At 68.1% G+C, this 12,729-nt stretch carries 14 protein-coding genes; 11 read left to right on the top strand and 3 right to left on the bottom strand.

The features are described 5' to 3' along the window. Both minD and minC read right to left on the bottom strand, forming a co-directional pair. The gene (gene minD / locus KF941_RS27465) at positions 1 to 822 is read right to left on the bottom strand and encodes a septum site-determining protein MinD (RefSeq protein ID WP_083539308.1); all 822 of its coding nucleotides are present in this window, start codon (positions 820 to 822) and stop codon (positions 1 to 3) included. Positions 823 to 843: 21 nt separating this feature from the next. Next, on the bottom strand, positions 844 to 1,590 hold the full coding sequence (gene minC, locus KF941_RS27460) for a septum site-determining protein MinC (protein ID WP_036759941.1): 747 nt from the start codon (positions 1,588 to 1,590) through the stop codon (positions 844 to 846). Positions 1,591 to 1,879: 289 nt separating this feature from the next. On the opposite strand from minC, the gene KF941_RS27455 reads away from it, so the two are divergent. From KF941_RS27455 to KF941_RS27405, 11 genes are all read left to right on the top strand, one after another. Continuing rightward, positions 1,880 to 2,527, top strand: a complete 648-nt coding sequence (locus KF941_RS27455; RefSeq protein WP_036759940.1) for a phosphoribosyltransferase — start codon at positions 1,880 to 1,882, stop codon at positions 2,525 to 2,527. Positions 2,528 to 2,618: 91 nt separating this feature from the next. Continuing rightward, positions 2,619 to 3,587 carry a TRAP transporter substrate-binding protein gene (locus tag KF941_RS27450; RefSeq protein ID WP_072464071.1) on the top strand — a complete coding sequence of 323 codons (969 nt, stop codon included), beginning with the start codon at positions 2,619 to 2,621 and terminating at the stop codon, positions 3,585 to 3,587. Between the two features lie 6 nt (positions 3,588 to 3,593). Further along, entirely contained in the window at positions 3,594 to 4,088 is a 495-nt protein-coding gene (locus KF941_RS27445; RefSeq protein ID WP_036759936.1) for a TRAP transporter small permease, read from the top strand. Then, complete coding sequence (locus KF941_RS27440) at positions 4,081 to 5,370, top strand: TRAP transporter large permease (RefSeq protein ID WP_036759933.1); 1,290 nt, start codon at positions 4,081 to 4,083, stop codon at positions 5,368 to 5,370. The genes KF941_RS27445 and KF941_RS27440 overlap by 8 nt, the downstream gene beginning before the upstream one ends. Before the next feature lie 423 nt (positions 5,371 to 5,793). After that, positions 5,794 to 5,973 carry a periplasmic nitrate reductase, NapE protein gene (napE, locus tag KF941_RS27435; protein ID WP_036759931.1) on the top strand — a complete coding sequence of 60 codons (180 nt, stop codon included), beginning with the start codon at positions 5,794 to 5,796 and terminating at the stop codon, positions 5,971 to 5,973. A gap of 9 nt (positions 5,974 to 5,982) precedes the next feature. Continuing rightward, on the top strand, positions 5,983 to 6,321 hold the full coding sequence (locus KF941_RS27430) for a chaperone NapD (protein ID WP_214275205.1): 339 nt from the start codon (positions 5,983 to 5,985) through the stop codon (positions 6,319 to 6,321). Further along, complete coding sequence (napA, locus tag KF941_RS27425; protein WP_214275204.1) at positions 6,318 to 8,813, top strand: periplasmic nitrate reductase subunit alpha; 2,496 nt, start codon at positions 6,318 to 6,320, stop codon at positions 8,811 to 8,813. Before KF941_RS27430 ends, napA begins: the two co-directional genes overlap by 4 nt. Beyond that, positions 8,786 to 9,271, top strand: coding sequence for a nitrate reductase cytochrome c-type subunit (locus tag KF941_RS27420; RefSeq protein ID WP_140848507.1), 486 nt, complete (start codon positions 8,786 to 8,788; stop codon positions 9,269 to 9,271). Before napA ends, KF941_RS27420 begins: the two co-directional genes overlap by 28 nt. 1 nt (position 9,272) lies before the next feature. Further along, positions 9,273 to 9,986, top strand: a complete 714-nt coding sequence (locus tag KF941_RS27415) for a cytochrome c3 family protein (protein WP_214275203.1) — start codon at positions 9,273 to 9,275, stop codon at positions 9,984 to 9,986. Between the two features lie 303 nt (positions 9,987 to 10,289). Continuing rightward, positions 10,290 to 10,703, top strand: coding sequence for a nucleoside diphosphate kinase regulator (gene rnk, locus KF941_RS27410; RefSeq protein ID WP_214275202.1), 414 nt, complete (start codon positions 10,290 to 10,292; stop codon positions 10,701 to 10,703). Positions 10,704 to 10,929: 226 nt separating this feature from the next. Beyond that, the gene (locus KF941_RS27405) at positions 10,930 to 11,655 is read left to right on the top strand and encodes a hypothetical protein (RefSeq protein WP_214275201.1); all 726 of its coding nucleotides are present in this window, start codon (positions 10,930 to 10,932) and stop codon (positions 11,653 to 11,655) included. Here the strand turns inward: KF941_RS27405 and KF941_RS27400 are convergent. Then, positions 11,577 to 12,554: a mechanosensitive ion channel family protein gene (locus tag KF941_RS27400; protein ID WP_214275200.1), complete on the bottom strand. Its 978-nt coding sequence runs from the start codon at positions 12,552 to 12,554 to the stop codon at positions 11,577 to 11,579. The genes KF941_RS27405 and KF941_RS27400 overlap by 79 nt on opposite strands. Positions 12,555 to 12,729: the final 175 nt, after the last annotated feature.

Genomic DNA, 12,729 nt, shown 5'->3' with positions numbered 1-12,729 from the left:
TCAGGCCGTCCGTCCCAGAAGCCTCTGGAAGAAGCCGCGGCGCTGGTCGCCGGGGTTCACCCGCATCTCGATCTGCTCGCCGACCAGCCGGCCGACGGCGTCGATATAGGCCTTGCCCGCCGGCGACTTCTCGTCCAGCGAGACCGGCGTGCCCTCGTTCGAGGCCTTCAGGACCGAGGTGCTTTCCGGGATGATGCCCAGCAGCGGGATGGCCAGGATTTCCAGCACGTCCTCGACGCTCATCATGTCGCCGTTGGCCGAGCGGGTCTGGTCGAAGCGGGTCAGCAGCAGCTGCGCCTTGACCGCGCTGCCGTCGCCCTTTTCCGCCAGCGCCGTCTTGGAGTTCAGCAGGCCCAGCACCCGGTCGCTGTCGCGCACGGACGAGACCTCGGGGTTCGTCACCACCACGGCCTCGTCGGCGTAATACATCGCCAGATGCGCGCCGCGCTCGATCCCCGCCGGGCTGTCGCAGACGATATAGTCGAACTCTTCGCGCAGCTCGTCCAGAACCTTCTTGACGCCTTCCTTGGTCAGCGCATCCTTGTCGCGGGTCTGCGAGGTCGGCAGGACATACAGGTTCTCGAGCCGGCGGTCCTTGATCAGCGCCTGCTTCAGCTTGGCGTCGCCCTGGATGACGTTGATGAAGTCGAAGACCACGCGGCGTTCGCAGCCCATGATCATGTCCAGGTTGCGCAGGCCCACGTCGAAGTCGATCACGGCCGTCTTGTGGCCGCGCATGGCGAGCCCCGCGCCGATGGCGGCAGAGGAGGTCGTCTTGCCGACGCCGCCCTTGCCGGATGTGACTACGATAACCTTGCTCACGAGCGTTTCCTTTCTCATGGGTTATTTGAGGGACTCGATGCGCAGCACCTCGCCCTGAAGATAGACCTGCACGTAATGCCGCGGCGTGTCGGCCCCCAGGTTCTCGCTGGTGCGATAAAGCCCGGCGATGGCCAGCAGCTCGGCATCGAGCGCATGGCAGAAGATGCGCGCCGAATCGTCGCCGTTGACGCCGGCCAGCGCGCGGCCGCGCAGGCGGCCATAGATGTGGATGTTGCCGGCGGCGATCACCTCGGCCCCGGAACTGACCGAGCCGACGACGATCAGGTCGCCGCGATCGGCAAAGACGGTCTGGCCCGAGCGCACCGGCTGCGCGATCAGGCGGTTCGCCGGTTCTTTCGGCGCCGGCGCGGGGGCCGGTTCGGGGCGGCTGCCCTGGCGCGAGACGCGCTCCAGCGCCGCGTCGCGCCCGCCGGGCAACGAGATCAGCCCGGCCTCGGCCGCGGCCTGCGCCTGCGCGGGCGTGCCGCTCTGGATGCCGAAGACCGACAGCTTGCGCCGGCGCAGCTCGGCGGTCAGGTGCAGCAGGTCCTGGGCGCGGTCCAGCCCCTCGGCCTGCTCCAGGTCGATGACCAGCGGCGCATTGTCGAAAAACAGCGGCGTCTGGTTCAGCCGCGCCTCCAGCGCCTCGAAGAAGGCACGGTCCGGCCGGCCGCTCAGATGCAGCGCGATGGCCGTGAAGGTGCGGCCGCGGATCTGTAAAGGCTTCACGGTCGCCACGGTCTGCGCCGCGCTCTTGCCGGATTGCATCTGTCTGCTCGGTCCCGCTCTGTTCTTCGTATTCGGACGGGCTTGGCCGGCCCGTTCCCTGGGCCATCTTCCTAATACGTCCCGGCCCCAGCGTCCATCGGCATCTGCCGCCCTGGCCGCCTTCGGCGGAACCGTGCGCAGCCGCCCGGCAGGCGCAGCCATTTTCCGGGCGCGTTTCGGGGGCGCGTTTTCGGGGCGCGTTTTTGGGGGCAGGTTTCCGGGGCGCGGGAACATTCCCCGGCGGCGGGTGTTCGGTTCGCGGAAAACGAACAAGAAAGGAAGGGGCGGGATGTTCGCAGATCGCACGGATGCCGGCAGGCAGCTTGGCGCCGCATTGTCCGGTCACAAGGGCCAGCCGCTGCTGGTCCTGGCGCTGCCGCGCGGCGGGGTTCCGGTCGGGCTCGAGGTGGCCAGGGTGCTGGACGCGCCGCTGGACGTGATGCTGGTGCGCAAGCTCAGGGCGCCCGCGCATCCCGAACTGGCCATCGGCGCCATCGTGGACGGCGCGCCGCCGCAACTGCTGCTGGACGACCATCTCGTCGCCGCGACCGGGGCGACGCCCGATCACATCGCCGCCGAAAAGGCCCGGCAGCTGCGCGAGATCGAGCGCCGGCGCCAGGCCTATCGCGGCGGCCGGCCGGCACCCGATACCTGGGGCCGGACGGTGATCGTGGTCGACGACGGCATCGCTACCGGCGCCACCATGCGCATCGCCCTGAAGGCGCTGGCGCGGTCGGGCGCGGCCAGGGTGATCGTCGCCGTCCCCGTCGCCCCGCCCGACGTGCTGGAGAAGATCCGCGCCGATGCCGACGAGGTGGTCTGCCTGCGCACGCCCGAGCCGTTCCAGGCCGTCGGCCTGCATTATCGCGACTTCGAGCAGACCAGCGACGAAGAGGTGGTCCGCGCCCTGGCCGAGGCCGATCGCAACCGGGCCTGAACCCCGCCCGCGCGCCCAGGGGCCGGCAGCGGGATTGCACATTGTCGCCATGTGGCGCTAAATCCCTGCCGGACAGCGGAAGGGATTCAGCATGAAACACGTCTTTGCCGCGGCGCTTCTCTGCGCCGCCGTCGCCGCGCCTTCGTTCGCGCAGGAAATCAAGATCGGCTATGCCCTGGCCGAGGACAGCCATTACGGCGCCGGCGCCAAGGCCTTCGAAGCCTCGCTCAAGGAAAGCCTGGGCGACCAGTTCACCTTCCGCCACTTCCCCTCGTCGGGCCTGGGCGGCGAGCGCGAGGTGCTCGAGGGGCTGCAGCTCGGCACCGTCGAGATGACCATCGCCTCGGACGGGACGCTGACCAATTTCGTCCCCGAGGTCGGCGTGCTGGGCGTGCCCTTCCTGCTGCGCGACAAGGACCATGCCCGCAAGGTGCTGGACGGCGAGATCGGGCAAGAGATGCTGGCCAAGTTCGAGCCCGCGGGCCTGCATGCGCTGGCCTGGGGCGAGCAGGGCTTCCGCCACATCACCAGCAATCGCGGCGCGGTCGAGGCGCCGGCCGACCTGAACGGGCTGAAGATCCGCACCATGGAAAACCCGGTGCATATCGAGGCCTTCCGCGCCCTTGGCGCCGCCCCCACCCCCATGGCCTGGCCCGAGGTGATCGGCGCGCTGGAGCAGGGCGCCATCGACGGGCAGGAAAACCCGCTTTCGGTCATCGTCTCGGCCAAGCTGAACGAGGTGCAGAAATACCTGACGCTGGACGGGCACGTCTATTCCTCGACCATCATCCTGGTCTCGCCCTCGCTGTGGAACGGGCTGGACGATGCGCAGAAGGCGGCCTTCGACAAGGCGGCCAAGGACGCGGTCGTCGCGATGCGCGCCTATGTCGACGAGGTCGATGCCTCGGGCGTCGCCTCGATGAAGGATGCCGGGATGCAGGTGAACGAGCTTTCCCCCGAGCAGAAGGCCGCCTTCCGCGATGCGCTGGCCGGGCCCTACCAGCAATATGAGGCCCAGTTCGGCAAGGAGCTGATGGACCGCATCCAGGCGGTCGAGTAAGCCCCGATGCGCCGGATCGAACGCGCCTTCGTCACGCTGAACGGCGCCATCCTCGTGCTGGGGCTGGCGGCGATGTCGGTCATCGTCGGCTGGAACGTCGCCGGCCGCTACGTGACCGGCAATTCGCTGACCTGGGCCGACGAGGTGGCGCGTTACTCGATGATCTGGCTGACCTTCCTGGGCAGCGGGCTGGCCTTGCGCCATGGCGCCCATGCCGCCATCACCAATGCCCAGGACGCGTTGCCCGGCAGGGGCCAGCGCATCCTGCGCCTGGCGATCCTGCTGGTCCTGTTCGCCTTTTTCGGCTTCATGGTCTGGGTCGGCATCGACTACATGAACCGCATGTCGATCCAGCGCTCGGCGGCGCTCCAGGTACCGATGAAATGGATCTATGCCGCGATGCCCGCCGGTTTCGCGCTGATGATCGTCCATCTTGCGCTGATCGCGCCGCAATACCTGCGCGCCGGCCTGCAGCATTCCGACGAGGCCCCCCTTGGTTGAGATCCTGATCGCCGCCTTCCTGATCCTGATGGTCATGGGGGTGCCCATCGCCTTCGCGCTGGCGATGGCGGCCTTTGCGGCGGTGGGCCTGTCCGGCCGCTATCCGCTGGTCGTGGTGGTGAAAGAGATGTTCACCGGCCTCGACAGCTTTCCGCTGCTGGCCGTGCCCTTCTTCATCCTGGCGGCCGAGATCATGTCCACCGGGGCGATCTCGCGCATGCTGCTACGCTTCGCCTCGCAATTCGTGGGCCACCTGCGCGGCGGGCTGGGCTATGCCAACGTGCTGACCGGGACGCTGTTTGCGGGGATTTCCGGCTCGGCGCTGGCCTCGGCGGCGGGGCCGGGCGCGATGATGGCGCGGATGATGGAGCGCAGCGGCTATTCCAAGGCCTATGCCGGCGCGCTGACGATTTCCGTGGCGGTGATCGACCCGATCATCCCGCCCTCGATCACCATGATCATCTATGCGCTGCAGGACCGCAACACCTCGGTCGGCTCACTGTTCATGGCCGGGATCCTGCCCGGCATCCTGATCGCGGCGCTGCTGGCGGCGGTGAACTGGTGGATCAGCCGCAAGCGCAACTATCGCAGCCTGGAGCCGCGCCCGCCGGTGGGCCAGATGGTCCGCAACAGCTTCGCCGCCCTGCCCGCCCTGCTGTTGATCGTGCTGATCGTCGGCGGCATCCGCGGCGGGGTCTTTACCCCCACCGAGGCCTCGGTCGTGGCGGTGTTCTATGCCATCCTGACCAGCGCCTTCGTCTATCGCGGCTTCACGCTGGCGGACCTGTGGGGGGCGTTCCTGCGCTCGGCCATCATGTCGGTGGCGGTGCTGATGATCCTGGCCGCCGCCCGCGCCTTTGCCTGGGTGCTGATCATCGAGGGCGTGCCGCAGGCCATGGCCGATGCGGTGATCGCCATGGACCTGTCGCCCATCGCCTTCCTCTTGATGGTGAACCTGCTGCTGCTGGGTTTCGGCATGTTCATGGACCCGCTGCCGGGGGTGATGATCCTGGTGCCGATCCTGGCGCCCATCGCCCACAACCTGGGCATCGCGGCGGATCATTTCGCCATCATCGTCATCGTGAACCTGACCTTTGGCCTGATGACGCCGCCGGTCGGCGGGCTGATCTTCGTCGTGGCCTCGGCGACCAAGCAGAAGCCCTCGGCGCTGATCCGCGAATTGCCGCCCTTTTTCCTGGCGGCCCTTGCGGCGCTGCTGATCCTGACCTTCGTGCCCGCCCTGTCCACCTGGCTGCCGCGGGTCAGCGGCTTCGCCCGTTAGCGCCCTCATGTCGCAGTCGGCCCGCAAGGGCCGATTCCGGCTTGACCTGCGGCTCGTTGTGTTTGACCATGCATAACGAATGTCATTGGCCGGGGGACGCCATGCGCAGGAATCGAGTGATGCAGAAGTCCGACTCGCCGGGCGTCGCCGGGCTGGTCGCGTCTATGCTGGTGATCGGCCTGACCCTGGCCGGGGCGCTTTACGGTCTTTGAGGCCGCGACCGGGGCCACGCCGCAAGCCCCGGCCATCTTGCTGAAAAGCAAGCCTTTTCAAGCGCGGCATAGCACCCGGCTTCAGCCGGGCATAGATCGCCTGGCCGGCGGGATGCCGCGCCGGGGCGAATTTTGCTGGGAACCTTCTTCGATCCTTCACAGTTCCGTGGAAGATTGAACTGAGGCGTTTTGACGCACGGGTTGCCCAGAAATGATCGATTCCGCAACAGAAACCGATCGTCCCAAGCACCGGAAGCGGGATGAAATCATCGCATTCCTGATCTTGGCCGTGGTGATCTGGCCGATCCTGTCGGTCGCGATCGTCGGCGGCTACGGCTTCCTGGTCTGGATGTGGCAGCTCATTTTCGGACCCCCCGGACCCATACATTAGAGAGCGGCCATGCGCGAGCCAGACAGGACCCCCATCCAGCGACGCGACATTCTGACCGGAAAGCTGAAGCAGGACAGCGGCACGGAAGCGCGGTTCCTCCACATCTCCAGCGCCATCGTCACGGCCCGGGCCGAGGGCGCGGCCGACCTGGCCCGGCGCCTTGCCGCCCTGCCGGGGACCGAGGTCCATGCCGTCAAGGACGCCAAGATCGTGCTGGTGCTGGAAGGCGCCTCGGTGGGCGAGATCGGCAGCCGCATGGCCGAGATCTCGGTCATGGAGGGCGTGTTCTCGGCAAACCTGGTCTTTGAACAGATCCTGCCCGCCGACGAGACGGAGGCAATGGCATGACCCTCTCGCGACGCGATCTGCTCAAGGCGCAGGCGGCGGGGATCGCCGCCATGGCCGCCAATATCCCGCTGGCTTCGCAGGCCCAGCCCGTGCCCGGCGGCGTCGAATCCTTGCAGATCACCTGGTCCAAGGCGCCCTGCCGCTTTTGCGGCACCGGCTGCGGCGTCATGGTGGGCGTCAAGGAAGGCCGCGTGGTCGCCACCCATGGCGACCTTCTGGCCGAGGTGAACCGCGGCCTGAACTGCGTCAAGGGCTATTTCCTGTCCAAGATCATGTATGGCCAGGACCGGCTGACCCAGCCCCTGCTGCGCAAGAAGGACGGCGTCTATGCCAAGGACGGCGAATTCACCCCGGTCAGCTGGGAGGAAGCCTTCGACACCATGGCCGCGCAGGCCAAGCGGGTGCTGAAGGACAAGGGGCCGACCGCCGTCGGCATGTTCGGTTCCGGCCAGTGGACCATCTTCGAGGGCTATGCCGCGACCAAGCTGATGCGGGCGGGGTTCCGGTCGAACAACCTCGACCCCAACGCCCGGCATTGCATGGCCTCGGCCGCCTATGCCTTCATGCGCACCTTCGGCATGGACGAGCCGATGGGCTGCTATGACGATTTCGAGGCGGCGGACGCCTTTGTCCTCTGGGGCTCGAACATGGCCGAGATGCACCCGATCCTGTGGACGCGGGTCGCGGACCGCCGGCTGGGGCACCCGCATGTCAAGGTGGCGGTGCTGTCCACCTTTACCCATCGCAGCTCGGACCTGGCCGACATTCCCATCGTCTTCAAGCCCGGCACGGACCTGGCGATCCTGAACTATATCGCCAATCACATCATCCAGACCGGCCGGGTGAACCGCGATTTCGTGGATCGCCACACCACCTTCGTCGCCGGCGCGACCGGCATCGGCTATGGCCTGCGCGAGGACGACCCGCGCGAGATGGCCGCGCGCACGGCCGAGGATCCGGCGGCGACCACCCCCTCGACCTTCGAGGCCTTCGCCGAACTGGTCAGCGAATACACGCTGGAGAAGGTCTCGGAACTCAGCGGCGTCGAACCGGGCTTCCTGGAACAGCTGGCCGAGCTTTACGCCGATCCCGACCGCAAGGTCATGTCGCTCTGGACCATGGGCTTCAACCAGCATGTGCGCGGCGTCTGGGCCAACCAGATGGTCTATAACATCCACCTGCTGACCGGAAAGATCTCGGAACCCGGCAACAGCCCGTTCTCGCTGACTGGCCAGCCATCGGCCTGCGGCACGGCGCGCGAGGTGGGCACGTTCGCCCATCGCCTGCCCGCCGACATGACCGTGACCAATCCCGAACACCGCAAGCATGCCGAGGAAATCTGGCGCCTCCCCCATGGCGTGATCCCGGAAAAGCCGGGGCTGCACGCGGTGGCGCAGGACCGCGCGCTGCACGACGGCACGCTGAACTTCTACTGGGTGCAGGTGAACAACAACCTGCAGGCCGCGCCCAACAACAGCAACGAGACCTGGCCGGGCTATCGCAACCCGGACAACTTCATCGTCGTCTCGGACGCCTATCCCACGGTGACGGCGATGGCCGCCGACCTGATCCTGCCCGCCGCCATGTGGGTCGAGAAGGAGGGTGCCTATGGCAATGCCGAGCGCCGCACCCATGTCTGGCACCAGCTGGTCGAAGCGCCGGGCGAGGCGCGCTCGGACCTGTGGCAGATGATGGAGTTTTCCAAGCGCTTCACCACCGACGAGGTCTGGCCCGAGGAGATCCTGGCCGCCAATCCCAACTATCGCGGGCAGAGCCTGTTCGACGTGCTGTTCCGCAACGGCAGCGTGGACCGCTTCGACATCTCCGGGCTGAGCCCCGACTACGCCAACCAGGAATCGAACGATTTCGGCTTCTACGTCCAGAAGGGCCTGTTCGAGGAATATGCCGCCTTCGGCCGCGGCCATGGCCACGACCTTGCCCCCTATGACACCTATCACGAGGTGCGGGGCCTGCGCTGGCCGGTGGTGGACGGCAAGGAGACGCTCTGGCGCTATCGCGAGGGGCTCGACCCCTATGTCGAGCCGGGCGCGGGCGTGCAGTTTTATGGCAACCCCGACGGCAAGGCCAGGATCATTGCCGTGCCCTACGAGCCGCCGGCCGAGCCCCCGGACGAGGAATACGACATCTGGCTGGTGACGGGCCGGGTGCTGGAGCATTGGCATTCCGGCTCGATGACCATGCGCGTGCCCGAGCTTTACCGGGCCTTTCCCGGCGCGCGCTGCTTCATGAACCCCGAGGATGCCCGCGACATGGGCCTGAACCAGGGGGCCGAGGTGCGCATCGTCTCGCGCCGCGGCGAGATCCGTTCGCGCGTCGAGACGCGCGGCAGGAACCGGATGCCGCGCGGGGTGATCTTCGTGCCCTGGTTCGATGCCAGCCAGCTAATCAACAAGGTGACGCTGGACGCCACCGATCCCATTTCCAAACAGACGGATTTCAAGAAATGCGCGGTCAAGATCCTTTCCGTCTGATCCGGCCCGCCGCCATGGCCGGGATGCTGCTGTTCGCCCTTGTCGGTGCCGCGCTGCCGCAGGACGAGCCGGCGGTACAGATCGTGCCGCCCCTGACCGGCTGGGCCGAGCCGATGTCCGAAGGCCAGATCCCGCCCCTGGGCCGGCCGATCACCGACGACGTGCGCCGGATGCGCAACTATCCCGAACAGCCGCCGGTGATCCCGCATTCGATCGACGGCTATCAGCTGAGCGTGAACACCAACCGCTGCATGGACTGCCACAAGCCGCAATTCACCGAAGGCTCGGGCGCGCCCATGATCAGCGTCACCCATTTCATGGACCGCGACGGGCAGGTGCTGACCGACGTGACGCCGCGGCGCTATTTCTGCACCGCCTGCCACGTCCAGCAGACCGACGTGAAGCCCTTGGTGCCCAACCAGTTCCGCGACGGCTATCGCCACGCCGGGAGCCCGTGACATGGGCTGGATCAGGGCAAGCATCCGCTGGGTCTGGGGCCGGGTCGCCTGGTTCTGGCGCGTCATCAGCCGGCCCAGCAGCTTTCTCAGCATCGGCTTCCTGACGCTGGGCGGCTTCATCTGCGGCGTGATCTTCTGGGGCGGCTTCAACACCGCGCTGGAAGTCACCAATACCGAGAAATTCTGCACCAGCTGCCACGAGATGCGCGACAACGTCTATCAGGAGCTGATGCCGACGGTGCATTTCTCGAACCGCTCGGGGGTCAGGGCCAGCTGCCCCGACTGCCATGTGCCGCACCAGTGGACGGACAAGATCGCCCGCAAGATGCAGGCCTCGAAGGAGGTCTGGGGCAAGATCTTCGGCACCATCAGCACGCGCGAGAAATTCCTGGAAAAGCGGCTGGAGCTGGCCCAGCACGAATGGGCGCGGCTTAAGGCCAACGATTCGCTGGAATGCCGCAACTGCCATGCGGCGGTGGCGATGGACTTTACCAAGCAGACCCGCCGCGCGGCCCAGATCCACGAGCGCTACCTGATCTCGGGCGAAAAGACCTGCATCGACTGCCACAAGGGCATCGCGCATCAGCTGCCCGACATGACCGGGATCGAGCCCGGCTGGCTGGAGCCGCCCGAGCTGCGCGGCGAGGAACAGGCGTCGCTGGGCCGCGGGGCCGGGGATCTGCGCCGCTACCTGGCCACCGTCGAGACCCGCTAGGGCGGCGCGGGCCCTGCCCCTCTGCCGATGGGCCCGCCCGCGAAGGGGCCAGGCCTGAAGCCGGCGAGGCGGGTCTCTCGACTCGGGCTGGCCGCGCGGCTAGACTGGGCGCATGACCATGCCTATTCCCCTTTGCAAGAGCCGGTTCGGCACCGGTTTGCTGCTGACGCGCCAGCTGCCCCGGACAGGGGCGCGCTTGCGCTGACCTCGCGTCCGGGGCTTTCCTGATCCAGAAAATCCACCCCCGATCCGCCCCTGCCTGCGGCGGCTCCGGCGGGTCATGACATGACTGAAGGAGCCGACATGGCCAGAACATCGCGACCGCCGGTCACCCTCGCCAGCGACACGCTCGACCGGCTTGAACGCCTTGCCGAAGGGGCGATGGCGCGCAATCCCGACCTTGCCGACCGGCTGCTGACCGAACTGGCCCGCGCCCGCGTCCTGGCGCCCGAGCGGATGCCCGAGGACGTCGCCGGCATCGGCAGCGCCGTCACCTTCCGCGACGAGACCACCGGGCGCGAGCAGACCGTCGTGCTGGCCTGGCCCGAGGATGCCGACATCGCCGCCGGCCGCGCCTCGGTGCTGACGCCGATCGGGGTGGCGCTGATCGGCCTGCGGGCGGGCGCGCGCTTCACCTGGGAGACGCGGGTGGGCGAAACGCGCGAGCTGACGGTGCTGACGGTCGGCCGCGCCGATCCAATGACCCCGGCGGCATAGGGGGCCTTGCGATGCGACCGGATCGGTCCTGCCGGGATCGCGGCCCCGCGCCGCGGCTCGGCCTGCCGCATCCCTCGGCGATCTTCCCGCTGCTGATCGGTTTCAGGGCCAACAATGTGCCGGGGTTGTCCGCGCGCTGAACGCCGGGCAACCCAAGGCCATTTTCCGAAACCGTCACGCAACCACCGGGGGGCCCTTCTGGCCTGCCCGATGTCGGGGATCGAACATGCCCATCTGGAATACCCTGGCCCGCGCCGGCACGGCGGCGGGAGACGAAATATTGCTGCGACAGCGCGGCGCCCTTTACGAGATCCGCTTCAACGGGATCGAGCTGATGTCGAACCTCAACCACCAGTCCGAAACCGTGCTGGCCGAGCGCAGCCTGCGCCTGCATGGCCGGCCCGACGCCCGCGTGCTGATCGGCGGGCTGGGCATGGGCTTCACCCTGCGCGCGGCGCTGGAATTGCTGGGGCCCGCCGCGCAGGTCACGGTCTGCGAGCTTGTCCCCGAGATCGCCGGCTGGAACCGCGACCGCATCGGCCATCTGGCCGGCCACCCGCTGCGCGATCCGCGCGTCGCCCTGCGCGTCGCGGATGTGATGGCGGTGCTGGCGGAACCCCGCACCGGCTTCGACGTGATCCTGATGGACACCGACAACGGGCCGGATTTCACCGTGCGCCCGGAAAACAGCCGGCTTTACGGCGATGACGGCCTTGCGGTGCTGCGCCGGGCGCTGCGGCCGGACGGCATCGCCGCCTTCTGGTCGGCCACCGCCTCGGACCCGTTCGAGCGGGTGCTGGACGCCCAGCCCTGGCATTGGCGGCGCGACGACATCCAGCTGACCGGCGGGCGGGTCGATGCCTTCCATCACATCTACCTGGCCTCGGCCGAGGCCGGACGGATCGGCCTGCGGGCCCCGTCCGGCGCCCTGCCCGCGCTGGCGCTGTCCTGACCTTCGCCGCAGGGCATCCGGTCCGCCGCCAGCCGGATGCCCTGCTTGCGCAGCGCCGCGTCGATCAGGCTGAAGACCTCGTTGCGGCAGGCCAGCTCGCGGTCGTGCTGCGGCACCCAGTATTTCACCCGATAGGTGATGCCCGTGGGGCCGTAATCCGTCACCTGCACCTCGGGCGGCTTGCCGGCCGAGATCATGCGCGCCGCCGCCGCGGCCTCGGCGATCAGCCGTCCCGCCTCGGCCACCGGCAGGTCGGCGGGCAGGGTCAGTTCGGCATGGTCGCGATATTCCTGCCGCGGCGCGCTGAAATTGGTGATTCGCCGCGATGATATCTGGCTGTTGGGCAGGATGACATAGGTGCTGTCGCGGCTGACCAGCCGGGTGGTGCGCCAGCCGATCTCCTGCACCTTGCCCTCGGCCAGGGTTTCGATGCGCACCCAGTCGCCGATGCGGAACGGCGCCTCGATCCCCATCGCCAGCCCCGAGAACACGTCGGCCACCGCATTGCGGACGGCAAAGCCCAGCACCGCCAGCACCAGGCCCGAGCCGGTCAGGATCCCGGACAGATCCTGGCGGAAGAACAGCGACAGGCTGGCCAGCGTGGCCACGGCCAGCAGCACGAACCACAAAAGGTCCAGCAGCACCTTGGGCACCGGGCGCCGGCCCTTCCGGCGCCGCAAGAGGCGCCGGGCGGCCAGCCCATGCGCCAGGCGCGCGCCGGCAAAGAAGGCGACGGAAAAGCTCGCGTTGCGCAGCGGCCCCGCCCAAAGCTGCAAGGCGGACAGGTCGGGATGGCGCCGCGCCAGCGGCTCGGCCAGCGTGGCGCTGGCCAGCGCCAGGGCGATGGCCGCCGCCAGCCGCCACAGCAGGCCGGGGGCGGGGATGTCATCTTTCGCCATCGTCGCCCCCCTTTGCGCCCTTGCGCCGGGGCAGGCGGCGGGGCTCGGGCACCGAGAACGGCAATGGAAACGGAGAGCGGCAGATCGGACATCGCCGGGCGGCAGCCCTGGGGACATCCTCGCCGCAATGCGGGCAAACCGCCGGCAGGAAGGCGCGCGGCATGACGGAACCTCT

The sequence above is a fragment of the Paracoccus sp. pheM1 genome, from assembly GCF_018499825.1.
GTDB lineage: Bacteria > Pseudomonadota > Alphaproteobacteria > Rhodobacterales > Rhodobacteraceae > Paracoccus > Paracoccus versutus.
This window is presented reverse-complemented; position numbering and strand designations above follow the sequence as displayed.

What these genes read in the sequence shown, in the direction of transcription:
- KF941_RS27450 (WP_072464071.1), top strand. Translation starts at nt 2,619, where the DNA reads ATGAAACACGTCTTTGCCGCGGCGCTTCTCTGCGCCGCCGTCGCCGCG.
- napA (WP_214275204.1), top strand. Translation starts at nt 6,318, where the DNA reads ATGACCCTCTCGCGACGCGATCTGCTCAAGGCGCAGGCGGCGGGGATC.
- KF941_RS27430 (WP_214275205.1), top strand. Translation starts at nt 5,983, where the DNA reads ATGCGCGAGCCAGACAGGACCCCCATCCAGCGACGCGACATTCTGACC.
- rnk (WP_214275202.1), top strand. Translation starts at nt 10,290, where the DNA reads ATGGCCAGAACATCGCGACCGCCGGTCACCCTCGCCAGCGACACGCTC.
- KF941_RS27420 (WP_140848507.1), top strand. Translation starts at nt 8,786, where the DNA reads ATGCGCGGTCAAGATCCTTTCCGTCTGATCCGGCCCGCCGCCATGGCC.
- napE (WP_036759931.1), top strand. Translation starts at nt 5,794, where the DNA reads ATGATCGATTCCGCAACAGAAACCGATCGTCCCAAGCACCGGAAGCGG.
- KF941_RS27445 (WP_036759936.1), top strand. Translation starts at nt 3,594, where the DNA reads ATGCGCCGGATCGAACGCGCCTTCGTCACGCTGAACGGCGCCATCCTC.
- KF941_RS27405 (WP_214275201.1), top strand. Translation starts at nt 10,930, where the DNA reads ATGCCCATCTGGAATACCCTGGCCCGCGCCGGCACGGCGGCGGGAGAC.
- KF941_RS27455 (WP_036759940.1), top strand. Translation starts at nt 1,880, where the DNA reads ATGTTCGCAGATCGCACGGATGCCGGCAGGCAGCTTGGCGCCGCATTG.
- KF941_RS27400 (WP_214275200.1), bottom strand. Translation starts at nt 12,554, where the DNA reads ATGGCGAAAGATGACATCCCCGCCCCCGGCCTGCTGTGGCGGCTGGCG.
- minC (WP_036759941.1), bottom strand. Translation starts at nt 1,590, where the DNA reads ATGCAATCCGGCAAGAGCGCGGCGCAGACCGTGGCGACCGTGAAGCCT.
- KF941_RS27415 (WP_214275203.1), top strand. Translation starts at nt 9,273, where the DNA reads ATGGGCTGGATCAGGGCAAGCATCCGCTGGGTCTGGGGCCGGGTCGCC.